This window comes from Streptomyces sp. NBC_00234, assembly GCF_036195325.1.
Lineage (GTDB): Bacteria > Actinomycetota > Actinomycetes > Streptomycetales > Streptomycetaceae > Streptomyces.
In genome coordinates this window covers 410,636-434,097 of the sequence record NZ_CP108101.1, presented here as the reverse complement: position 1 = coordinate 434,097, position 23,462 = coordinate 410,636, and the positions used below count along the sequence as shown (strand labels likewise).

18 protein-coding genes are annotated in these 23,462 nt (G+C 72.4%); 8 read left to right on the top strand and 10 right to left on the bottom strand.

Annotation, left to right across the window (positions count from 1 at the left end; all coding sequences use genetic code 11):
• Position 1: 1 nt before the first annotated feature.
• Complete coding sequence (locus tag OG230_RS01945) at positions 2-274, top strand: universal stress protein (RefSeq protein WP_328908378.1); 273 nt, start codon at positions 2-4, stop codon at positions 272-274.
• Positions 275-292: 18 nt separating this feature from the next.
• Complete coding sequence (locus tag OG230_RS01940; RefSeq protein ID WP_328908377.1) at positions 293-2,023, top strand: sensor histidine kinase; 1,731 nt, start codon at positions 293-295, stop codon at positions 2,021-2,023.
• Between the two features lie 11 nt (positions 2,024-2,034).
• Here the strand turns inward: OG230_RS01940 and OG230_RS01935 are convergent, their stop codons facing one another.
• Complete coding sequence (locus OG230_RS01935) at positions 2,035-2,751, bottom strand: response regulator transcription factor (RefSeq protein ID WP_328908376.1); 717 nt, start codon at positions 2,749-2,751, stop codon at positions 2,035-2,037.
• A gap of 375 nt (positions 2,752-3,126) precedes the next feature.
• On the opposite strand from OG230_RS01935, the gene OG230_RS01930 reads away from it, so the two are divergent.
• Positions 3,127-3,621, top strand: a complete 495-nt coding sequence (locus tag OG230_RS01930) for a pyridoxamine 5'-phosphate oxidase family protein (protein WP_328908375.1) — start codon at positions 3,127-3,129, stop codon at positions 3,619-3,621.
• 39 nt (positions 3,622-3,660) lie between these two features.
• On the opposite strand, the gene OG230_RS01925 is transcribed toward OG230_RS01930, so the two are convergent.
• Positions 3,661-4,881 (bottom strand): erythromycin esterase family protein, encoded by a 1,221-nt coding sequence (locus OG230_RS01925; protein ID WP_328908374.1) that lies wholly within the window; start codon positions 4,879-4,881, stop codon positions 3,661-3,663.
• Between the two features lie 58 nt (positions 4,882-4,939).
• On the opposite strand from OG230_RS01925, the gene OG230_RS01920 reads away from it, so the two are divergent.
• Positions 4,940-5,689 (top strand): TioE family transcriptional regulator, encoded by a 750-nt coding sequence (locus OG230_RS01920; protein WP_328908373.1) that lies wholly within the window; start codon positions 4,940-4,942, stop codon positions 5,687-5,689.
• Between the two features lie 30 nt (positions 5,690-5,719).
• Here OG230_RS01920 and OG230_RS01915 read toward each other — a convergent pair whose 3' ends face one another.
• Positions 5,720-7,411, bottom strand: coding sequence for an IclR family transcriptional regulator domain-containing protein (locus OG230_RS01915; protein ID WP_328908372.1), 1,692 nt, complete (start codon positions 7,409-7,411; stop codon positions 5,720-5,722).
• A 168-nt stretch (positions 7,412-7,579) separates the two neighbouring features.
• Here OG230_RS01915 and OG230_RS01910 point away from each other — a divergent pair, with 168 nt between their 5' ends.
• Positions 7,580-8,761 (top strand): 4-hydroxybenzoate 3-monooxygenase, encoded by a 1,182-nt coding sequence (locus OG230_RS01910; RefSeq protein WP_328908371.1) that lies wholly within the window; start codon positions 7,580-7,582, stop codon positions 8,759-8,761.
• Positions 8,762-8,852: 91 nt separating this feature from the next.
• On the opposite strand, the gene OG230_RS01905 is transcribed toward OG230_RS01910, so the two are convergent.
• The gene (locus tag OG230_RS01905; protein ID WP_328908370.1) at positions 8,853-10,253 is read right to left on the bottom strand and encodes an MFS transporter; all 1,401 of its coding nucleotides are present in this window, start codon (positions 10,251-10,253) and stop codon (positions 8,853-8,855) included.
• A gap of 206 nt (positions 10,254-10,459) precedes the next feature.
• Here OG230_RS01905 and OG230_RS01900 point away from each other — a divergent pair, with 206 nt between their 5' ends.
• The 3 genes from OG230_RS01900 to OG230_RS01890 are packed head-to-tail and all read left to right on the top strand — an operon-like array spanning position 10,460 to position 15,238.
• Entirely contained in the window at positions 10,460-11,347 is an 888-nt protein-coding gene (locus OG230_RS01900; RefSeq protein WP_328908369.1) for an oxygenase MpaB family protein, read from the top strand.
• 27 nt (positions 11,348-11,374) lie between these two features.
• Entirely contained in the window at positions 11,375-13,627 is a 2,253-nt protein-coding gene (locus tag OG230_RS01895; protein WP_328908368.1) for a serine/threonine-protein kinase, read from the top strand.
• Between the two features lie 51 nt (positions 13,628-13,678).
• Entirely contained in the window at positions 13,679-15,238 is a 1,560-nt protein-coding gene (locus OG230_RS01890; RefSeq protein WP_328908367.1) for a phytoene desaturase family protein, read from the top strand.
• A 17-nt stretch (positions 15,239-15,255) separates the two neighbouring features.
• Here the strand turns inward: OG230_RS01890 and OG230_RS01885 are convergent, their stop codons facing one another.
• From OG230_RS01885 to OG230_RS01860, 6 genes are read right to left on the bottom strand one after another with little or no spacing between them, the layout of a single operon-like run.
• Positions 15,256-16,230: an acetylxylan esterase gene (locus OG230_RS01885; protein WP_328908366.1), complete on the bottom strand. Its 975-nt coding sequence runs from the start codon at positions 16,228-16,230 to the stop codon at positions 15,256-15,258.
• A gap of 4 nt (positions 16,231-16,234) precedes the next feature.
• Complete coding sequence (locus OG230_RS01880) at positions 16,235-18,628, bottom strand: polysaccharide lyase 8 family protein (protein ID WP_328908365.1); 2,394 nt, start codon at positions 18,626-18,628, stop codon at positions 16,235-16,237.
• Between the two features lie 11 nt (positions 18,629-18,639).
• A complete protein-coding gene (locus tag OG230_RS01875) occupies positions 18,640-19,743 on the bottom strand; it encodes an SGNH/GDSL hydrolase family protein (protein WP_328908364.1) in 1,104 nt (367 codons plus the stop codon).
• Between the two features lie 47 nt (positions 19,744-19,790).
• On the bottom strand, positions 19,791-20,873 hold the full coding sequence (locus OG230_RS01870; RefSeq protein ID WP_328908363.1) for a right-handed parallel beta-helix repeat-containing protein: 1,083 nt from the start codon (positions 20,871-20,873) through the stop codon (positions 19,791-19,793).
• Positions 20,870-21,472: a DUF624 domain-containing protein gene (locus OG230_RS01865; protein ID WP_328908362.1), complete on the bottom strand. Its 603-nt coding sequence runs from the start codon at positions 21,470-21,472 to the stop codon at positions 20,870-20,872. The genes OG230_RS01870 and OG230_RS01865 overlap by 4 nt, the downstream gene beginning before the upstream one ends.
• A 4-nt stretch (positions 21,473-21,476) precedes the next feature.
• The gene (locus OG230_RS01860; RefSeq protein ID WP_328908361.1) at positions 21,477-23,462 is read right to left on the bottom strand and encodes a hypothetical protein; all 1,986 of its coding nucleotides are present in this window, start codon (positions 23,460-23,462) and stop codon (positions 21,477-21,479) included.

Here is a 23,462-nt window from a genome sequence, read left to right as displayed (position 1 = left end):
GATGGACAGGCAGCAGGAGGCTCCCCGGATCGTGGTGGGAGTCGACGGGTCCCCCTCGTCCCGGGCCGCACTGCGCTGGGTGCACGAGAGCCTGGTGCGCGGCAACCCGGCCCAGGCCCTGGTGGACGCCGCAGAGGGGGCGGACATGCTGGTCGTGGGCAGCCGTGGTCGCGGTGGCTTCCGCCGGGCCCTGCTCGGTTCGGTGAGCCAGCAGGCGGCGCTCCACGCCCCGTGCCCGACCGTCATCATCCGACCGGACGGGCCCGCCGGGTAGGGCGGCAGGAGGTGGGGCATGAGCGCAGGCGACCGGCCCGCCCCGAGCGGTGTTCCGCGACTGCGGCTGGACGAGCTGCTCGACGAACTCCAGGTGCGGATCGACGAGGTGAGGGGCACGCGCGACCGGCTGAACGGCCTGCTGGAGGCCGTCATGTCGGTCGGCCGGGAACTCGACCTGCCCCAGGTCCTGCAGGGCATCGTCGAAGCCGCCGTCGTACTCGTGGACGCGGAGTACGGGGCCCTCGGCGTGATCGGGACCGACAAGAAGCTGGCCGAGTTCCTTCCCGTGGGCGTCAGCGACGAGCTCCGCGCCCGGATCGGCGACCTGCCCTCCGGCCACGGCATCCTCGGCGAGCTGATCCGCCACCCGGAGCCGCTCCGGCTGTCGGAGTTGTCCGAGCATCCCGCCTCGTACGGCTTCCCGGCCCATCACCCGCCGATGCACTCCTTCCTGGGTGTCCCGATCCGGGTCCGCGAGGAGGTCTTCGGCAACCTCTATCTGACCGAGAAGCACGGCGGAGCCGAGTTCGACGCCGAGGACGAAGCAGTCCTGTCCACCCTCGCCGTCGCGGCCGGCATCGCCGTCGAGAACGCCCGGCTCTTCGAGGAGGTCCGGCTGCGCGAGCGCTGGCTGGAGGCCGGCTCCGACATCACCAGCGCCCTGCTCTCGGGAGCGCCCGAGCACGAGGTTCTCGAGGGCATGCTGGACCGGGCCAAGGACATCACCGGCGCGGACATGGGCGTCTTCTATCTGCTCGGCTCCGCCGGTGAACTGCGCGGCTCGCTCGCCCTCGGGGAGGGAGCCGAGGCGCATCGCGGGATCGTCCTGCCCAGCACCCGGGGCACCCTGGCCGAGGCCGTGCCGGCCCGCGACGGCCTGATCACGGTCCCCGACGTGGCGACCGACGCGCGCGTCACCGTACAGCCGGAGAGGTGGGCGGGGTTCGGTCCTGCGGTGGCCGTGACCGTCGGCACCGAGGAGAAGCTGAGCGGCGTCCTGATCCTGGCCCGGCGCCACGGCCGCCCCGTGTTCGCCAGTGCGGAGGTCGCCGCGCTGCCGGGGTTCGCGGGTCAGGCAGCCCTTGCGCTGGAGCTTGCCGACCGGCGTCGCGACGCCGAGCAGATGAGCCTGCTGGAGGACCACGACCGCATCGCCCGCGACCTGCACGACCTGGCCATCCAGCGTCTCTTCGCCACGGGGATGACACTCCAGAGCGCCCAGCGCTTCGTCGACCACCCCGAGGCGTCCGAACGCCTCTCCCGCGCCGTGGACGACCTCGACGCCACCATCAAGATCATCCGGTCCACCATCTTCGGACTCCGCGAGCACGACACCCCCGGCGAGGCGTCCACGCTGCGTTCCCGCACGGTCCAGGCCCTGGACGAGGCCGCAGCGGCTCTCGGATTCGCCCCGGCCCTGCGCATGGAGGGGCTGATCGACACCGACGTACCGTCGGCCGTCGCGGACGAGGTCCTGGCCGTGGTGGGGGAGTCCCTCACCAATGTCGCCCGCCATGCCCAGGCCACCCGGGCCGAGGTCGCGATCGCCGCCGCCGACGGGACTCTGACCGTCACCGTGACCGACAACGGCATCGGCCTGCCCGAGGGAGGCCGGCGCAGCGGGCTGCGGAACCTGGCCGCACGTGCCGAACGGCTGGGCGGCCGGATGGAGGTCGCGGCACGGGGCGACGGGGAGCGGGGCACGCGCCTGGAATGGCGGGTACCCGTGGTCCCGCCCGTGCGGTGACGGTCGCCGTCCTACCGCTGTGCCGTCCCGGCATCGTGCTCGTGTACGGCATCGTGCTCGTGCACGTGGGCGACGATCACCGCGGCCTGGATCCGTCGCTCCACTCCGAGCTTGCCCAGGAGCCGTGAGATGTGGTTCTTGACCGTCTTCTCGGACAGATAGAGCCGCTTGGCGATCTGCCGGTTGGTGAGGCCGTCGCCGATGAGTTCGAGGACGGCCCGCTCCCGTTCGGACAGGGCCGCCAGGGGGTCGTCCCCCGGTTCCTTCGCCGCTTCGGGGGTGCGCAGGGACCGCATCAGCCGCGCGGTGGTCGCGGGGTCCAGCATGGACTGCCCGGTGGCGACCGTGCGTACGGCGGAGACCAGGTCGGAGCCCTTGATCTGCTTCAGCACGTACCCGGCCGCACCGGCCATGATCGCGTCCAGCAGGGCGTCCTCGTCGTCGAACGAGGTCAGCATCAGACAGGCCAGGCCCGGCATCCGTGCGCGGAGCTCGCGACAGACGGTGATGCCGTCGCCGTCGGGCAGCCGCACGTCGAGTACGGCGACATCCGGGCGAAGGGCCGGACCGCGGGCCAGCGCCTGCGCGACCGTGCCGGCCTCGCCCACGACGCTGATGTCCGGCTCGGCGTCGAGGAGGTCGCGCAGCCCCCGTCGGACGACCTCGTGGTCGTCGAGCAGGAACACCTTGATCGGTGCCTCGGCGGAGACGTTCGGATCGTCGGACATGGCGGCCCCTGGTTCGGTGCGTGCGTGTCCTGCCTTCCGCATTATCCCAGCACGGTGCGCAACGCACCGGGTGGGCGGGACAGCCGGACCACGCACCGGACTCCGGCAGCGGTTCCCTTCCTCAGGCGGTGACGGCTCCGTCCAGTTCGATACGGACGTCCATGACACCCTCGACCGCCCGGAGTACGGAGGTGATCAGCGGAGACTTCCGCTGAACGGCCTCCTGTCGAGTCCGTCTTCGGTCTCGGCCTGCCCGCCGTCCCCGGGCATGGGTCCTGTGGTCCCGTCCGGGGTCCGACCGGCCCATGCCTGTCCCCCGGCTCGCCGGAGATCCTGGCAGCAGATGGCCTGCCCGCCCGACGAAGGACGTCCACGATGAAGAACCACCCGGTCGCTGCGACCGCCGGTCCGCCTGCCGCGGGCATCCCGGGACGGCAGATGGACGAGCTCGGTGCCGACGAGGCGCTGCACCTGCTCGGCACCGTCGAACTGGGCCGGATCGTCTTCACCCGGCACGCATTGCCCGCCGTGCGCCCGGTCAACCACGTGCTCGATGCCGGCGACATCATCGTCCGCGTCCAGGACGGATCGACGCTCGCCGCCCTGCTCTCCGCCGAGGAGGGCACAGCCGTGGTCGTCGCCTACGAGGCCGACGACATCGATCCGGGTGACCACCTGGGGTGGAGCGTGGTCGCCACCGGTTACGCGACCGCGGTCACCGAACCTGGCGAGATCGAGCGGTACGCGCACCTCCTGCAGCCCTGGGCTGCCGGCACCGCATCGGGCGCTGTCCGGATCAGCCCCGACCTCGTCACGGGGTTCCGCCTGCGTGAGGGCAGCGCCTCGTTCGGATCAGGCCGGGCTCGCTGATCCGGCCTGATCCAGGCGAACCCCCGGTCGTCAACGGCTCTACTGCTGAGCGTCGCACGGGGTCTGCGGGACGTCCTTCACGAAGACGATGCCGTCGCTGCCCGCCAGGTGCGCCGGGTCGAGCGGGGCGTAACCGAACCAAGGGGACACACGGGGCGCGGGCAGCGTGTCGCCGAGGGCGGTGGACAGCCGTGCGGGGTCGATGACGCAGCGCTCCTCCGGGAGCGCGTACAGGAGTCCTTCGACGGTGTCCGGCGGCGGCGCGTCCACTCCCTGGTGCCGGATCGTGCCGAGGGCCGTGGCCACGAAGGCGTACTCCTCGCCGAGCCGGGCGCTCACCAGCGCACCGGCGCTCCACCACTCCAACGGCATCCCGCCCATCCGCATCGTGCTCTTCTCCCGCTGGAGATGGGAGTTGTGGGCGTGGACGAGTACCGGGCCCCGGGCGGCGACGGCGAGGAGGTTGTCGGCCATCATCTGGTCCCGCAGGCCCACCAGCCGGGCCAGGCGGGCCGATGAGCCGTCGGCCATCCAGTGGTGGTAGCGCAGCAGGCCGGTCGCCGTGCGCCCGTACAGGCGCGCCCGGTCCCCGTCGTCCCGCGAGGCCGTCGTGATCAGGTGCGGGGTGTGCGCGTCGAGCAGCGCCACCAGATCGTCGGCGAGCAGCCGCAGCTCCTTGGCCTCGGCCGACTGCCCCACGGACCGGGAGGGGTCCCACATCGCGGCGGGATCGGTCCACCGTTCGTCGGCGCCGAGCAGGCGGTCGAGTGTCTCCGCGGTGCAGGGGAGCAGGTCCGCGTCCACCAGGGCCGTGAGGCAGCCGTGGAGTGCGGTGAGGGCCTGCCGGGGGCTTGCGGCGGCGGCAGTCTCCAGCGGGCCGTCGAAACCGGCGAACCGGAGCTGCTCGGACGCGGGCCGGTCGTCGTTGTGGGCGCGCATCCAGCGCACTAGCTCGCGGTTGGCCGCGGAGGCGCCCCAGCCGTGGCTGAAGCCGTGTTCCATGACCGCGTCGAGCGTGCCGGTGCCCGAGGTGACGTAGTCGTCGACGAGCAGGCCCGTCATGCAGTCGCTCTCGATCGCGATCGTCCCGTAGCCCTCCTGCTCGACGAGCTGCCGGAAGAGCTCGTTGCGCAGGTCGAGCAGCGTGTCCTCGCCGTGGGTCGGCTCGCCCAGCGCGAGCATCCGGGGCCGGGCCGGAAGCAGTCGCATGACGGCGGCAGCCTCGACGGCATGGGTGGTTTCCTCGATGTCGGTAGCCATGCCTTGAACGCTATCGTTGAACCTTCGGTGGAAACTTTCGCGCGATATCATCGGCTTCGTGGGACGAAACCTTCAAAGCGGTGTGAGACTCAGGCCGATCGATCTGGCGCGCGGGCACGGTCTGTCCACGCAGGCGGTCAGGAATTACGAGGAGGCCGGCATCCTTCCGGCCGCCGACCGCACGGCCCACGGCTACCGCACCTACACCTCGCTCCACGCCGGGGCCCTGCGCGCGTTTCTCGCGCTGGTGCCCGGTCACGGCCATCGGACGGCGACGGCCATCATGCGGGCGGTGAACGAGGGCGAGGACGACGAGGCGTTCCGCCTGATCGACGAGAGCCACGCCCAGTTGCTCGACGACCGGCGGACCCTCCAGGCCGTGGAGAGCGCCCTCCGTGACCTGGAGCCCAGCACGGCGGCCGAGCCCGGTGCGGGTTCCGGGCGGGCCACGCAGTCCGGGCCCGGTGGCACGTTCATCGGGCCGCTGGCCGGGAAGCTCGGCATCCGGCCCGCGACGCTGCGCGCATGGGAGCGCGCCGGGCTGGTGAGCCCGCGCCGCGACCCGCGGACCGGCTATCGCGTCTACGACGAGGCCGACGTACGGGACGCCCGGCTGGCCCATCAGCTCAGGCGGGGCGGCTACCTGCTGGAGCGGATCGCCCCGCTGATTGCCCAGGTCCGGTCGGCCGGCGGGCTGGAGCCGCTGGACGCCGCCCTGCGCGACTGGCGCGGTCGGCTGTCCGCCCGCGGCCGGGCGATGCTGACGGGGGCCGGGGAGCTGGACGCGTACCTCCACCGGCGGGGATGAGACCGCGGTGGTGCCGGCGGGGCGAGGGCGTCAGGCGACCGGGACCCGGGTGAACCGCCCCGTGATGTGCAGCTCCGACTCGATGGCGGCCACCGTGGCACGGAGCTCCGGGAGGACCTCGGAGACGCACTCCTCGGGCGTGCGCCGGCTGCTGTGCATGGCGACGTTGACTGCCGCCACCACCCGGCCGGCTCCGTCGCGTACGGGTACGGCGACGGCTCGCAGCCCCTCCTCCAGCTCCTCGTCGACCAGGGAGTAGCCCTCGCGTCCCGCCCGCTCCAGGACCGCCGCGAGTTCCCTGTGCCCGGTCACGGTGCGCGAGGTCAGCGGTGCCGGATCGGCCCGGGCCAGCCATGCCGCGCGTTCCCCGTCGGGAAGCCCCGCCAGCAGCACGCGGCCGAGGGAGGCGGGATAGGCGGGCAGACGGGTCCCCACGGTGATGTTGACGTTCATGATGCGGCTGGTCGCGACGCGTGCCGTGTACTGGATCTCGTCCCCCGCGAGCACGGCCAGGGAGGCCGAGTCGTGCACCCGGCGGGTGAGAGCGGCGAGATGGGGCTGCGCGATGGAGGCGAGCGTGGTGCGCGAGAGCGGCGGGAAGCCGAGGTTCAGGACCTGGGGCGTGAGGCGGAAGGCGCGTTCCCGCACGGTCACGTAGCCCAGGTGCTCCAGGGTGATCAGGGCGCGGCGGGCCGTCGCCCTGGCCAGACCGGTGGCCTCGGCGACGGCGGAGAGGGACAGCTCGTCCCGGCCCTCGCCGAACGCGGTGAGGACGGTCAGCCCCCGGGCCAGGGACTCGATGAACTCCCGGCCCAGTTCGCGCTTGGAATCGCCCGTCCAGGAGGCGAGTCCGGACGGCGGCTGCGGCGCGGCGGCCGTGGGGCCGGGTGCGGAGAGCAGCTCGTGCTCCATCGCCCCGACGGTGGCGCGCAGCCGGGGAAGGACGGTGTCGCGCAGGGACTCGGCGCTGTGCCGGCTGGTGTGGCTCACCACGCTGGCCACGCAGGCGATCTTGCCGTCGGTGCCGTGCACCGGGACGGCGAGCGCGACCAGGCCGGGTTCGATCAGCTGGTCGTCGAGGAACCAGCCCTGCTCCCGCGCCCGTTCGGCGTGCCGGGCGAGGTCCTGGCCGGCCGCCGGGTCCTCGCGGGGCGGCACCGCGGGGAACCCGTGGTCCGCCGGATCGGCTGCCCGGCGCTCCCGCCAGCGGGCCCAGTCCCGCTCGTCCCACGCCGTGGCGAAGAGCGGTCCCGGCGCGGTGCGTTCGGCGGGCAGCAGATCGCCGATGCGGAAGCTCAGGGACATGGCGCGACGGCGGGTCGCCTGGTGGATGAAGCGGATGCCGTCCCCGTCGCCCACCGCGAGGGACACCGACTCGTCGAGCGTGTCCGCGAGCGCGTCCGCGTGCGTGCGGAGCAGCGCGGGCAGACGCAGAGCGGACAGATACGCGTTGCCCAGCTCCATGAGCCGGGGCGCGAGGAGGGCGTCGCGGCCGTCGAGGCGTACGTACCCCATGCGCGCGAGGGTCGCGGTGACCCGGTCGACCGTGGAGCGGGCCAGGCCGGTCGAGCGCTCCAGTGCGCTGAGGCTCAGCGTGCCGTCCGCCTCGGTGAGCCGGCGCAGGACCGTGACGCCGCGCACCAGAGGGGTGACGGCTTCGGCGGGCGGCGTGCTGCCGGGCGCGGGTGCGGCGGGCGCCGGTGGGGTGGGTGTCGAGGGCATGGGCTCTCCGTCGCTGGCTTTCGGCCCACCGTAATGAACAGGCGGAGGTGAGGGACGCGGGGGCCCGGAACCGTTGACAGGTAAACGGGCTGCGAGCAGACTCAGCCTACGCTCTCGTGAAATAAATTTCACCCTGCGAACAACAGTAGTCCGCGACGAGGAGAACCCATGCGCACCACCGTCGGAATCATCGGCGGCGGCCCTTCGGGCCTGCTGCTTGCCCGCCTGCTCCACAACGCAGGCATCGACAGCGTGGTCCTGGAGTCCCGCGACCGCTCCTACGTCGAACAGCGCCAGCGCGCCGGGATCCTGGAGCAGGCCACCGTGGACGTCCTGCGCTCGGCCGGAGCGGGGGCGCGCCTGGACCGCGAAGGGCTGGTGCACGACGGCATCGAGCTGCGCTACGACGGCCGCGCCCACCGTGTCGACTTCCCCTCCCTCGCCGATGGCCGCCGGGTGTGGGTCTACGCCCAGACCGAGGTGGTCAAGGACCTGATCGCCCTGCAACTGGCCGAAGGGGGACCGCTGTTCTTCGGGGCCGAGGTCCAGGCGGTGGACGGCGCCGACACCGAGCGGCCGGTGATCCGCTACACCCATGACGGCCGGGAGCAGACCCTGACCTGTGACTACGTCGTCGGCTGCGACGGCTTCCACGGGGTGGCGCGCAACGCGGTGCCGGAACACGTCCGTACGACGTACGAGCGGACCTATCCGTACTCGTGGCTGGGCATCCTGGCCGAAGCCCCGCCCGTCCACGACGAGTTGATCTACGCCCACTCGGAGCGCGGGTTCGCCCTGGCCAGCATGCGCTCCCCGCAGGTCAGCCGCCTCTACCTCCAGGTGCCGAACGGCACCGACCCCGCCGACTGGTCCGACGAACGGATCTGGGACGAGCTGGACGCCCGCTTCGCCCTCGACGCGGACCCCGAGTGGCGACTGAAGCGCGGACCCGTCACCGCCAAGTCCGTTCTGCCGATGCGTAGTTCGGTGACCGAGCCAATGCGGTACGGCCGGGTCTTCCTGGCCGGGGACGCCGCCCACATCGTGCCGCCCACCGGCGCCAAGGGCCTCAACCTCGCCGCAGCCGACGTCATCGTCCTGGCGCGTGCGTTCGAGCACCTGCGGAGCACCGGATCGACGGAGCAGCTCGACACCTACTCCGACACCTGCCTGCGCCGTGTGTGGAGGGCCGAGCACTTCTCGTACTTCATGACGACGACCCTCCACACCGACCCCGAGCAGTCCGGGTTCGACACCAGGCTGCAGCTCTCCCAGCTCGACCGGATCGCCACATCACCGCACGCCGCCGCCGAGCTGGCCGAGAACTACACGGGTCTCCCGCTCGCCTGACCCCGCGCGGACTTCTCTGCCACGCGTCCCAGGGCCTGTCGTCAAACTTCCGTCTGCCGCGAGGGGTACGAGGGCAGTTTGACGACAGGCCCTAGTTCTCCGAGGCGCCCGCGGGTGCCGGCGCCTCGGTGGTGACGGCCTTCCCGCGGGAGCCCGGGACCCGGGTCCCGAAGCGAACCGCGAGGGGTACGAGGGCGATCGCGGTGGCGCCGAGGAGGCCGGCGAGTGCGAACGTGGTGAAGCCCCAGCTCTGGTTGCCGTTCGTGGCGAGTGCGCCGACCAGCCACGGACCGACGACCGCGCCGGTGCGGCCGACGCCGGTCACCAGGCCGAGCCCTGCCGCGCGTTCGCTGTCGCGGTACACGGTGCTGGTGGCGGCGTAGACCATGACCTGGGCGCTGAAGAGCCAGATCCCGGTCACGGCCACCACGACATAGGTGACGCCCAGGGGCAGATGCGACTTGAGCAGCAGCGCGCCGGCCGCCGTCAGAACGAACCAAAGTGCCGAGACACGCACCGCGCCGAAGCGGTCGGCGGTGCGCCCGGCGATCAGCATGCCGACGATGCCGCCCGCGTTGATCACGAGGAGGAAGCTGACGGACGAGCTGAGGCCGTATCCCGAGGCCCGCATCATCGTCGGCAGCCACGTGGACACGCCGTACACGAGCAGCAGTCCGCAGAAGGAGGCCACCCACAGCAGCGGGGTCGCCCACCGGGACTCGGGGCGGAACAGGGCCCGTATCGCGTCGAGACGGCCCTTCGCCCCGGCCGCCGGGGCCGCCACGGGAGTCGGGCGGGTCAGCCCGAAGCGGTCGGCGACGGCCTCGGCCCCGGCGCGGTCACCGCGGGCGAGCAGGACACCGGGCGACTCGGGCAGCAGTTTCAGAAGGAGGGGCACCGCGACCACGGCGGGCAGCACGCCCGCCCAGAAGACCCAGCGCCAGCCGGCGGCGGGCGCCACCGTCAGGCCGAGTCCCGTCGCCGCCATGCCTCCCGCGTGGTACGAGGTCATCAGCAGCCCGGTGGTGAGCGCGGCCCTGCGCGGCGGGGCGAACTCCAGCACCATGGCCAGGCAGAGCGGCATGAGTCCGCCGAGCCCGAGCCCGGCGACGAACCGCCCGGCGCCGAAGACCTCCGGGCTCCCGGCCAGGGCGCAGACCGCCGAACCGGCGGAGAACAGGACGATGCTGGCCACGAGCACGGGCCGTCGGCCCAGCCAGTCGGTGATGTTCCCGGCGGTGAGCGCCCCGATCAGCATGCCGAAGGTGGTCCAGCTGCCGATCGTCCCGGCACTCGCGGGAGTCAGTCCGAGCCCGGGGTCGTCCAGCATGTGCGGCATCACGGCGCCGTAGATGTTCACGTCCATGCCGTCGAAGAACACGGCCAGCCAGCACAGCGCCAGCACCGGCGCGACGGTGCGGAAGGTGTGGGGGTTCCGTCCGTCACCGGGTGGGGCTCCGGGGGTACCGGGCTTGTGGGGAGAAGTCGTCATGGTGTGTCCCTGGGTGGGGGCCTGAGTGCGGGAGTCCTGCTGCACGTGAGTGTGTTCGCCTGGTGAAAATCCATTCACATGATGGCTGGCACGAGTGTCGGGTCGCCACGGACCGGTGTCAATGACCTGGACGCCGTGATTCCGCCTCCCGCGGGAGAGTGATGCGCCGTACCATTACCGGTCCGCCGAGCGGAAGGTGCGAGCCGATGAAGGACGCGGACCCTGGGCTCTTCGGCCCCGAATCGGTCACCTGGCAGATGCACGGAGACCCGATGATGTGGGTCGCCGGAGTACGCGCCCTCTATCTCCAGGCACTCCATCCGCGCGCCGTCCGCGGTGTCATCCAGAACTCGGACTTCCGCAACGACGCCTGGGGCCGGCTCATGCGCACGGCCGGCTTCGTCGGCACCCTCACCTACGGCACCACGGAGGCCGCCGAGAAGGCCGGTGCCCGGGTCCGCAGGATTCACCGCCTGCTCAAGGCGACCGACCCGGCGACCGGCGAGGTCTACGGTGTCGACGAACCGGAACTGCTCCTCTGGGTGCACTGCGCCGAAGTCGACTCCTATGTCCAGGTCGAACGCCGCTCCGGCTTCCCGCTCACCGCCGCACAGGCCGACCGTTACATCGCCGAACAACGCGTGGGCGCACGGCTCGTCGGCCTCGACCCCGAGGACGTCCCCGCCACCACCGCGCAGCTCGCCGCGTACTTCGAACGGGTCGGGCCCGAACTCGCCGCCGGAGCCGAAGCGGCCGAGGTCGACGACTTCCTGCGCAGCCCGCCGGTCCCTGCCCTGCTGGTCCCGGCGCGCGCACTGCTGTGGCGGCGCGTCGCGGCACTCGCCTACCAGTCACTGCCTCCGTACGCCCACGAGCTGTACGGCCGACCGGCCCCGTCCCCGCACACCGTCGACCGCCGTCTGCGCGCCGCCGGAGCCGCGCTGCGCTGCGTCCCCGCCCGGCTGCGCTGGCGACTGCCGCCCCAGCACATTCTGAAAGCGATGGACCGGCTCGGTGCGGACAGTCGCCCGGCCTCGTACAAACTCCGCAGACAGGCCGCCATACTGGACGGGCCGGGGAGGGCGCAGCGGTAGGCGAAGCGACGGGGGCGACAGCAGGCGATGGCGGAGACCAGGCTGATCCAGAGCCGGTACCGGCTGCTCGATCTGATCGGGCGCGGGGGCATGGGCGAGGTGTGGCGGGCCCAGGACGAGTCGCTCGGCCGCCACGTCGCCGTCAAATGCCTCAAACCCATGGGGCCCCAGCACGACCAGTCCTTCACCCGGATCCTGCGCGAGCGCTTCCGCCGCGAGGCCCGGGTGGCCGCCGCGCTCCAGCACCGCGGAGTCACCGTCGTCCACGACTTCGGTGAACACGAGGGCGTCCTCTACCTCGTGATGGAACTCCTCGACGGGCGCAACCTCAGCCAGCTCCTGGAGGACAACAAACAGCACCCGCTGCCCGTGCCGGACGTCGTCGACATCGCGGAGCAGGTCGCCGACGCCCTCGGCTACACCCATCAGCAGGGCATCGTGCACCGGGACCTCAAGCCCGCCAACATCATGCGCCTCGCCGACGGCACAGTGAAGATCTGCGACTTCGGCATAGCGCGGCTGGGCCACGACATCGGCTTCACCTCCAAACTCACCGGCACCGGCATCGCCATGGGCACCCCGCACTACATGTCGCCCGAGCAGATCAGCGGCGGCGACATCGACCACCGCAGCGACCTCTACTCGCTGGGCTGCGTGCTGTACGAGATCGCCACCGGCGTGCCCCCCTTCGACCTGGACGACGCCTGGGCCGTCCTCGTCGGGCACCGCGACACCCGGCCCGAGCCGCTGCGCACCCACCGCGCCGACCTCCCCGGCTTCTTCGACCGGGTCGTCCTCGACCTGCTGGCCAAGACCCCCGAGGAACGCCCCACCGACGCGGGCGACCTGCGGCGGCGCATCATCCGGGGGCGAACGGGCGAACAGCCCCAGGTGTCCGGCCACGTCCGCCTCGCCCCGCCCGTCCTCGTCGCGCACCCCTCCGCCCGTCCGCCCGGACTTCCTTCGTGGACGCGTGACATGACCACGGGTCACAAGGCGACCGGTGCGGTCAGCGCCGGTCTCCCGCTGCCCGACCACTCGGCGGGCCTGACCGGCGAGTGGACGACCGGCACCGACCTGCGCGCCCTCCCCGGCGGCTTCCCCGCCGTCCGCGGCGAGCGGCCCACGCCCTCGCCGGAACTGCTCTCCACCCTCGCCAACCGCCACAGCGCCGGCCTCAACCTGGGCCGCCTGGGCCACTGGGAGGAGGCCGGCGAGGTCCACCGAGCCGTCGCCGCCGAACGCGAACACGCGCTGGGCCCCGACCACCCCGAGACCCTCTCCAGCCGCTACGAGGTCGGGTTCACGCTCAGCCGCACGGGCCGCGCCGGCGACGCCCTGCGGGAGTTCGGCCGCGTCGCCGACGGCCGCGAACGCACCCTCGGCCCCGACCACCCGGAGACCCTCGCCGCCCGCCAGGAGACGGCGTACGTCCTGGGCCAGCTCGGACGGCACTTCGAGGCCCATCAGGTGTACGCGGCCGTGCTCGCCTCCCGCGAACGGACCATGGGGCCCGACCACCCGGACACCCTGCGCTGCCGTCACAACCTCGCGTTCAACCTGAGCCGGCTCGGACGCCTGGAGGACTCGTACCGGATGGCACGCGACGTGGCGTCCGCCCGTGCCCGGCTGCTCGGCACGACGCATCCCGACACGCTCGTCACCCTGTACGAAGTGGCCTACACCCTCGGCCGGCTGGGGCGCTGGGAGGAGGCCCTGCGGACGTACGGCGAGGTCGCGCAGGCCCGCGCCGCGGCGCTGGGCTCCGACCATCCCGACACGCTCTCCGCCCGCTACGAGGTCGGCATCAGCCTCGGCCGGCTGGGGCGCAGCGCGGAGGCGCTGGAGCTCTACCGTGCGCTCGTCGGCGACCGCACCCGGGTCAGCGGGCCGGCCGACGCCGAGACCCTGCGCGCCCGCCACGGACTCGGCGTCAACCTGGGCCGGATGGCCCGCTGGGAGGAAGCCCTCGTCGAATCGCGCGACGTGTGCGCGATCCGCGAGCGGACCCTCGGCCCCGACCACCCCGACACCCTCATCAGCCGGCGCGAGGTCGCCGTCGGCCTCGGCTGGCTCGGCCGCTGGGCCGACGCGCTCACCGTGTACCGCCAGGTCGCCGAGGCCCGTGCCCGGGTACTCGGCGCCGACCACCCCGACGCGCTGGCCAGCCGCAACGACGAGGCGCACTGCCTGGAGCAGCTGGGCCGGGGCGCCGAAGCGGTCGAGCTGTACCGCCGGGTCGCCGCCCTGCGCCAGGCGCGCGGAGCGCCACCCCGATAGGTAGGGGCGCCACCTCTGGTCAGGGGTGATCGTCCCGTGTTACGAAGGTGCATGCCCGAACAAGACGCCCCCGCGCAGCACCGCTACGACGCCGTGATCGTGGGCGGCGGCCACAACGGTCTGGTCGCCGCCGCCTACCTCGCCCGCGCCGGACAGTCCGTCCTCGTCCTGGAACGCCTCGGGACCACCGGGGGAGCGGCCGTCTCGACCCGCCCCTTCGCCGGAGTCGACGCCCGCCTGTCCCGCTACTCGTATCTGGTCTCCCTGCTGCCCCGGAAGATCGTCCAGGACCTGGGCCTCGACTTCGCCGTACGCAAGCGGACCGTCTCCTCGTACACCCCTGCCGTACGCGACGGCAGGCCCACCGGGCTGCTGGTCGGCGGGGACGGCACCCGGGACTCCTTCGCCGCGCTCACCGGCGGAGACCAGGAGTACGCGGCGTGGCAGCGCTTCTACGCCATGACGGGCAGGGTCGCCGAGCGGGTGTTCCCGACGCTCACCGAACCGCTGCCCGCCAAGGACGCGCTGCGCGCCCGGATCGACGACCCGGACGCCTGGCGGATGCTCTTCGAGGAGCCCATCGGCGTCGCGGTCGAGGAGAACTTCACCGATGACCTCGTAAGGGGAGTGGTACTCACGGACGCGTTGATCGGCACCTTCGCCGACGCGCACGACCCGTCCCTGATCCAGAACCGGTGCTTCCTCTACCACGTGATCGGGGGCGGCAGCGGCGACTGGGACGTACCGGTGGGCGGCATGGGCGCGCTCACCGACGCCCTCGCCCGCGCCGCCCGGGAGGCGGGCGCCGAGATCCGTACCGCGCACGAGGTCACCGGCATCGAGACCGACGGGACGCAGGCGGAGGTCACCGTCCGCTCGGCCGGCACGGAGCAGGTGATCGGGGCCCGGCGCGTCCTCGTCAACGCGTCACCGCAGGCCCTCGCCCGCCTCCTCGGCGAAGAGCCGCCCACCCCGGCCGAGGGCGCGCAGCTGAAGGTCAACATGCTGCTCACCCGGCTGCCGCGCCTGCGCGACCACGCCGTCGACCCGAAGCACGCGTTCGCCGGCACGTTCCACATCGCCGAGGGGTACGGACAGCTCGCCGACGCCTACCGGGACGCCTCGCAGGGGCGGCTGCCCGCCGCGCCGCCCTCCGAGATCTACTGCCACTCGCTGACCGACCCGTCGATCCTGGGACCCGGGCTGGCGGCCCGCGGCTACCAGACCCTCACACTGTTCGGTCTGCACGCCCCCGCGCGGCTCTTCACCGCGGACAACGACACGGCACGGGCCGAGCTGCTCAAGGCGACTCTCGCCGAACTCGACGCCCACCTGGACGAGTCCGTCGTGGACTGTCTGGCCCTCGACGAGAACGGCGCACCCTGCATCGAGGCGAAGACGCCGCTCGACCTGGAACAGGAACTGCGGCTGCCCGGTGGCCACATCTTCCACCGGGACCTGGCCTTTCCCTACGCGACCGAATCCACCGGCCGCTGGGGAGTCGAGACCGCGCACGCCAATGTGCTGCTCTGCGGAGCGGGGGCGGTGCGCGGCGGCGGGGTCAGCGGGGTCCCCGGCCACAACGCCGCGATGGCGGCGCTGGGCCGGTGACACCCGCCTGAGTCGACCTAGAGGCCGAACGCCCCGCGCAGGGCCGCCATCTTGCGCGGCAGGTCGTACTCCGCGCCGCCCTCGTGGCCGTTGTACGCGAACACCTCGATCTCGGCGGGCCCCGCATACCGGTGGTAGGCGGCGAACACCGTCGACGACGGGCAGATCTTGTCCATCAGCCCGACCGAGAACCATGCGGGGACGGTCGCCCGCGCCGCGAAGTTGACGCCGTCGAAGTACGACAGGGTCTCCATCGCCTCCTCGACCCGGAAGCGGTTGCCGGAGAGCCAGCGGGCGACCTCCCAGTACGGTCCCGCGTCCGTGATCTGCGAACCGCGCCTGAAGTGGCACAGGAACGGCACGTCGGCGACGGCCGCCGCCAGGTCGTCCCTGAGCCCGGCGACGGCGAGCACGAGCCCGCCGCCCTGACTGCCGCCGAGGACCGCGACCCGTGAGGCGTCGACGGCCTCGTGGGCCTTCGCCGCGTCCACGGCCCGCACCGCGTCGGTGATGAGCCGGCGGTAGTAGTGCCGGTACGGGTCCTCGATCCCGCGGGTGAGGAATCCCGGGGACGACGAGCCGTGGCCTTCCGGATAGATGTCCGGGGTGTCCGCGGTGTTCTTGCCGCCGCCGCCCTGACCCCGGTTGTCCATGATGAGGTGGGCGTACCCGAGCGAGCTCCAGGTCAGCCAGGAGTACGGGATGCCACGGCCGCCGTTGTAGCCGATGTACTGCACGACGGCGGGCAGCGGGCCCGTGCGCACGCGCGGCAGCATCAGCCATGCCTTCACCGGCTGGCCGCCCCACCCGCGGAACGTCACGTCGAAGACGTCGACGGTCGCGAGTCCGGCGTCGTACGGGACGAACCTGGCGTCCAGGTCGTGCAGTGCCGTCTCGGTGAGGGTCTTCTCCCAGAAGGCATCGAAGTCGGCCGGTTCCTCCGGTTCCGGCCGGTACTCGCGCAGCCGCTCCAGGGGCATGTCGAACAGCAAGTGTCTAGCTCCTCTTCAGGGTGAGGTTGAGAGTCGAGCCGAACCGGCCCGCGGTGTCGGCGGTGATCCGGATGCCGTTCGTGACGGGCACGACGCTCACGCCCGGGTCCGCGGAGGCGAGCGTGAAACGGCCCGCCAGCTCGACGGTGACGGCGGACCGCAGCTGCGTCGGATCGGACAGGGAGACCGTCACGGTCTTCCCTTCCGGGCGCACCAGGACCGAGGCCGGCCCGTCGGCCGTCAGCTCCTGCGCCGCACCCGCGGCCCAGAAGTTGGCGGCCAGGAGCCCGTCCGCGCAGCGGCGCACCGCGTGCACGGCGGTGGTCCGCGCCACCAGCTTCACCGGCGGGGCGGCCGACCACAGCCGCGTGCGCTCGGCGGAGGCGGCCGGTGCCTGGAGCCAGAAGTAGTCCGCTCCGGCCGGCGCCGTCCCGTGGTCCTGCCACAGCGTCAGATAGGGGCGGGTGACCGGTGTGTCCGTGCCGTACTTGAGGTTGATCTCCCGCCAGGTCGCGGTGCGGTCCTCGCGGAGACCCTTGAGCGTGACCGTTTCGGGGAAGACGTAGCCTCCGGTACCGGCGAGGTGCAGCCAGCGGACCTTGTCCAGCTGGGCCGACCAGCCCGCACCGGAGGGTGCCGCCGTGCCGTTGACGAGGAGCGCCGCCGCCGGGTCGCGCAGCTTGCGGTTCTCGACGACCGTCTCGGCCGTCCCGGCGTCCGCGGTGATGCCGGAGCCCACGCACGCGATGACGTCGTCCAGGCAGAACCAGCTCTTCAGGGCGCGCAGCGAACTGCCGTACGCCCGCAGCTCCATGCCGTACGCGCCGAGTGTCGTCCCGGGCAGCGCCGCGCCGCCCGCCCAGTCCGCCGTGCTGGTGGTGCGCTGTCCGGCCGCGTCCGCGGGCCGGCCGGCGAGGACGGTGGTGCCGGGCAGCCGCGTCGGGTCGACGGTCGGCCAGTAGTCCTCGCTGTAGTGCCCGAGGTCGTCCGTGTGCAGCAGCACCATGCCGTCGGAGAGGTGCCAGCCGTGCAGGTTCTCGTTCTGGATCGACTCGTAGTTGTAGATCCGGGTGGAGTACGCGGAGATGCCGAGGGCGAACGAGGGGCGGTGGTGCGCCGCCTTGTCCATCCGGGGGTGCTGCTTGTGCGCGACCAGCGGGCCGCGCGCGGGGACCGCGGAGCCGATGACCTGACGTGCGGCGACGAGCGAGGCGAGGTCGGTGACGGCGAGGAAGTCCCGGTAGGTGTCCTCGGCGATCCACTGCTTGACCAGGGCCGTGAAGCGCTCGGCGGTCTCACCGGGGAAGCCCGGGATCAGCCGCAGCACCGCCTCGATGACCGTCTGGGCCGAGGCGTGGCCCTGCTTGCTGGGGCGGGCGATCTCCCGTCCGCACACCGATGCCAGCACATCCCCCCGGGCGAGCAGCGGGTCGAAGCCCTCGTCCACCCAGACGCGTACGTTGTCGAGATCGGGGTCGGTGACCGTCCACTCCGTACCGGCCAGCAGGTTCAGCAGCCGGGAGAGGTTGTTCAGCAGCTCCTTGCCGTAGCCGCCGGTGTACGGGTGCTTGTAGTGCTGGAGGAACGAGCCGTCGGAGTAGAACCCCTCGCCCGTGCCCGCTGCCGCGGCGCTCGCGTCGTTGAAGGCCAGGACACTGTTGGCCCCCGAACCCTCGACGTCCGAAAGAGCGTCACGGACCCGGGCCAGGGCGTCGCCGTCGTCGCGCAGCACCGCGTTGACGGCGACCACGGTGGAGATCCACACCCGGTTGGCGCCGGTGGCGATCTGCCGGTCGGCGCGCCACAGGTTGGGGTCGGGCGTGTAGTGGAGCACGGCCGTCGTGATCCGGGTCAGCCGCTCCGTGCCGAGGGTGTCGTACAGGAGCACCGTGGCGTCGCTGAGCGCGAGGGCCGAGCCGATCTCCCAGTCCCAGTCGTTGTCGAAGCGGGTGTGCCCGGGACCGTAACGGTTCGTCAGCATCCAGTCGATCCCGCCGAGCAGCAGATCGCGCAGGGCGGTGTCGCCGTACTGCGGGGTGCCGGGGACGGCCCACGCGGTCGCGATCGTGGCGAGCCGCTTGAAGGACGTCGTGACGTGGTTGGAGAGCGTGGTGCTGGTCAGGTCGGGGAACAGGCCGCCGGTGGCGGTCGGGTCGAGGCCCTTCGCCGCGGTGGTCGCGGCCCTGCCGATCCGGGCGACGGCCGCGGCGATCCGCTCGTCGGCCAGGTCGAGTCCGGGGCCGCCGGTGAGCAGGGTGTGCCAGCGACCGCGCAGCGCGGCGGCGTCGCCCGCGGAGGCGTGTGCGGTGCCCGCGGAGAGGGACAGGGGCAGGGCGACGGCCGCGCCGAGCGCGGCTGCCGTGGCCAGGACGGTACGCCGGGTGGTGCCTGGGTTCATGATCGGTGCCTTCACAGGAGGTGTCGGCGGTCGACGGCCGCGGCGAGCGCGGCATGACCGGAGGGGTTGGGATGCAGACCGTCGCCGCTGTCGTACGCGGGCAGCATGCGTGAGGGCCGGGAGGTGTCGCGCAGCGCGGCGTCGAAGTCCGCGAGGGCGTCGAAGACCCCGCCGGTGCGCACGACACGGTTGATCTGCTGCCGGACCGTCTCGAGCTCCGGCGTCCAGCGGATCCACCCCTCGAACGGGGCGATGGTGGAGCCGACGATCCGCAGCCCCGCGCCGTGGGCGCGCAGCACCAGTTGGCGGTAGCCGGCCAGGACGAGCGCCGGGTCGGTCTGGCTGGGCGGCTGCTGGAGGTCGTTGATGCCCAGGTGTACGAGGACGGTCCGCAGCCCCGGCAGCGAGAGGACGTCCCGGTCGAAGCGGGCCTGTCCGCCCGGCCCGAACCGGGCGTCGTTCAGCAGCAGCCGGTTGCCGCTGATCCCGAGGTTGGCGACCGCCGAGCCGGGAAGCCGGGCGGCCAGCTGGTCGGGCCAGCGCTGATCGGCGTCGTCCGGGGTGCCCACGCCCTCGGCGATGGAGTCGCCGAGCACGGCGAGCACCGGCCCTGCGGCGCCCGTCGTCTCGACGCCGTTCAGCAGGAACACGGAGGTGGTGCGCACCCCGTCGACCGTGTGCGAGGCGTGCGTGTTGCGGTGGAAGGACAGCGGCCCGGTGGGCCCGGGCAGCCGTGTCTCCACGGTGAGCTTCGCCCGGTCGGGGAGCCGCAGTCCCTCGACGGTGTCGCTGGTCAGCGAGGCGCCCGCGGCCAGCCACGCCTGCGGCAGACCGCCGAAGGTCACGGGCCGCCCGTCGGCCGTGACCGGACCGACGAGGATCGGCACGGCGCCGAACGCGTTCCCGTACCGCAGCCGCACCTGCCCGCCCGCGGTCAGCCGGACGGCCGCCGTGTGGACGCCGTCGGTCAGACCCGCGCTCGCCACCGTGTCGGTGGCCGTCGGCGCGGTCTGGGCGGTTGCCCAGGACGTGGTCCAGCGCGAGGCGGCCGCCCCGGAACGCTCGGCCGCCTGTGCGCCGGGGGCGGCCACGGCCACCGCCGCCACGCCGGCCATTCCCGCCGCCGCCGTCAGAATCCCGCGTCTCGCGGGTCTCCGGCCGTTCACTGCGGGCACGCACCGGTCGGGTCGTACTCGCTCGCGTACGTCCCCACCGCGTTGCCGCCGGTGTTGCCGCTCATCGTGTTGGTGCACACCGGGCCCTGCGGGGTGCGCATGAACTTGATGCCGCCCCCGGCGTTGCCCGTGATGGTGTTGCCGTAGACGCTGGTGTCGATGCCGTCGGTGGCGGTGTCACCGCCGAGCCGGATACCGGCGCCGACGTTGTCGTGCACGGTGTTGTAGCGGAAGATGTTGCCGCTGCCACGCGCGTCGAGCCCGCCCGAGCTGGCGTCCTTCTGGCCGCTGCAGTCGTTGTACTCGACGTAGTTGTTGGTCGAGTTCTCCTTGACGTCGACACACTCGTTGCCCTGGGTGGCGATGGTGTTGTGGTGGATGCGGTTGTTCCGGCTGATGTCGGCCGCCGCGTCCGGGGCCCCGTTGGCGCCCTGCTGTTCGGGCGCCGTACCGAGGTAGATGCCCTCGCCGTTCTTGCCGCCCCCGGCGAACTTGAAGTCGGCGACCCCGCAGTTGGTGATGGTGTTGTCGTTCACCTCGGCGCCGGTGACGAGGTAGCGCAGCCGGAGGCATTCGTCGGCGGCGTTCTTGAGCGTCATGCCCGTGATGTGCAGGGCCCCCACCCCGTTACCGGGAGTCGTGCTCATGACATAAATGAGCTTCAGGCGGTAGCCCGAGACGTCGGTCGACGAGCCGTGCAGCCCGTCCACGGTGAAGCCGCTCAGCGTCGTCGAGTCGTGCTGGACCTGAATGATCCGGGCGTCGCCGGCGCCCTTGACGATCGCGTTCGACGGGCCGGTGAGCGTGACCCCGGCGCGCTTGGTCACCACGTCCTGGCGGTACGTTCCCGCCGCGAGGTTCACCACCGCACCCGTCGGGGCCACGTCCATGGCCTTCTGGATCGTGGCGAACGGGGCACCCGCCGACGTACCGGCGTTGGCGTCGCTGCCGGACGGCGCGACGTAGTACGAGGTGGCCGCCTCGGCCGCGACCGAGGGGACGGGAAAGGCGAGCGGCGCGATGCCCGCGGCCAGCGCGGCGGTGAGAACGGTGAGCGAGTGATGCCTCATGGGGTGTGCCTCCTGGGATCTGCGAAGGACAGAGCGAGCAGTACGGGGATGCTGGGGCCGAGAAGCAGAGGCCCCAGCGGTACGACGAGCGAGAGCAGCACGGCGGAGACCACCGCGCCGAGCAGAGCGGTTCCACGGGCCGCCGATCCGAAGCCCAGCGACAGCGCGCCGAGCGACCAGGAACGGACCGAGCCCTCCGGCGCCAGACCGGCCTGGGCGGCGAGCGCCACATGGTGGATGACGAGCGCGGCGGCGATGCCCACCTGCGCGGCGAGCACCATGAACGTCCACGGCTCGGAACGGCCCAGCAGATGAACGATGTTGGCCGCGAGGACGGCCGACGCGACGGTGGACAGCAGTCCGTGCCGCCACAGCGCCCGCCAGTACCCGGGGAACGCGGAGAGCGCGTTCGTGAAGCAGCGGCTGTCCCCCTCCTCGCGCCACCGCTGGAGGGCATGGCCCATCGCGGCGAGCGCCGGCAGCCAGGTCACCACCCCCAGCGACAGCACCGCGAACGCGGCGCCCGCGGCGGCCGGGTAGGCCACGAACTCCAGCCGCCGCAGGAGCGTCGGCCAGCCGGACGAGAGGGTTGCCTGCATGGTTTCAGCCGACCTTTCCTGTGTACGGCTCCGGGACGTCGAGAAGTACCCGGCCGTTCAGCGCCAGACGTGTGGCCCCCACGACGTAGGGGGCACCGGTCGCGGTGAGCAGCACGGCCGCCGCGTCGGCCTCGACCGTGCCGGTGCGGATACGGCGTGCGACGGGGGACAGCAGCACGGTCTCCTCCCCGTCCTCGAAGGTGACGCCGTGTCCCTCCGAGCAGTCGGCCTGTTCGGCCCGGCACGACGCACCGGGGGTGATCGTGGTGAGGAAGTGGCCTTCGGACGACCGGACCGTCGTCGCACGCAGCGTGTGCAGCGTGCGGGTCAGGCGCAGCTCCGGCGTGCTGGACGTCGGGTTGGCCTCCACCTCGGTGACCCCGGACGACACCGTCCCGCCGGGCGGTGCGAACTGCCGCACCACGGCCACGGCGTTGCCCGAGCGGATCAGCCGGGTGCCGTCCGGCCGTGCCTCGGTCGGCCGGTCGGTCTGGAGCAGGAACGTCCACTCCCGCCCCTCGACCGCCTCGGCGAGATCGAGCAGCACCAGCCGCCCGGCCGGGGTGAACACCAGGGAACGGTCGAGGCGCCGGACCCCCAGACCCTCCTCGTACATCGCGGCGATCTCCGCGGTGGAGTGCGCCCACCCGCTCCCGGCGTCCACCAGCACATCGCGCTGGCGGGCCTGCCGCTCGAACGGGATGTCCTTGTAGACGTGGTAGCGGTCCTCGTCGGCGTACCCCTGGCCGTCCACCAGGAGCAGATTGTGGTGGGAGGCCCGCTTGCGGTTGCTGTAGCCCTCGTCGACCGCGAGGAACGCGCCCTGCGAGACCAGCACGAAGGAACCCGAATCCGGGTGGTGGTGACCCTGGTTCAGGGTCTCCCAGCCCAGCTCCGCGCGGTGCTTCTCCGCGGTCTCCCACGCCTTGTGACCGCCGCCGGGACTCGCCTTGAACGAGACGAGCGTGGCGTCCGCGTCCCAGCCGGTCCTGGCCGCGAGCAGCCCCAGATCCGGGAAGAACGCCCGGGTCTCGGTGGGCCGCACGGCCTGCACCGCCGGGTCGTACCAGAGGTACTCCAGATACGCCTCCGGCAGGATTCCCGGCCGCACACCGCTCTCGGCCGCTTCCTGCCAGAGCAGTTCGCCCGAGGCCAGATCACCCATCCACTGGGCCTCGCCGATGCCGTACTGCGCGGCCAGACGGTAGTAGAGCCCGGCACTGTGGCCGCTGCGCCGGTCGTGACAGTCGCCGTGGTCGATGTTGAAGGCGAAGCCAGGAGCCGTCTGGTGGAGCCGGTAGCGGAAGGTCCGGGAGAGGAAACCGCCCCGCCCCCACCAGTCGATGCCCTCGGCCTCCTGGAGGAGGTCCAGGTGGGCCGCCAGGAACGGGACCCCGTAGCGCCAGTACACGACGCCCTCGGCGTGCGAGCCGTCCTCGGGCATCAGGTCCAGGACCCGGCCGAGGTTGTCCTTGGCACGCTCGGTCCACTCCTCCTTGCCCAGCACGTAACCGGCCGTCGCCAGACCCGCGTAACAGATCCAGTTGTGGTTCTGCCAGTACGAGGACGACCACCAGCGGCCCTCGCTCGCCACCGCGAACTCGTACATCCGCCGGCCCTGGAGCAGCAGCTTGTACCGCAGCAGCGCCCGCAGCCCGTCCGGCAGGTCGTCGCCGATCCACCGGTGGACGAGCGACAGATGGTGCAGCAGCCAGCCCGCGTCCAGATCGTGGTCGGGCATATGGGCCTTGCCCCAGTGCGGCAGCCTGACCGCCGCCTCGATCCAGCGGATGCTCTCCGTCAGATGGGCCCGGTCGCCGCCGACCCGGTAGGCGAGCGCCGGGTTGGAGGCCGCCGGACCCAGCCAGGTGATGCTGGCCAGGGGGTGGGTACGGGGAGGGGTCAGCCCGTGATGACGGGCCGCCTCCTCGTACAGCCGGGTCTCCTGGGCGGGGCGCGCTCCGGGTGGCGGGGTCGCCGACAGCAGCAA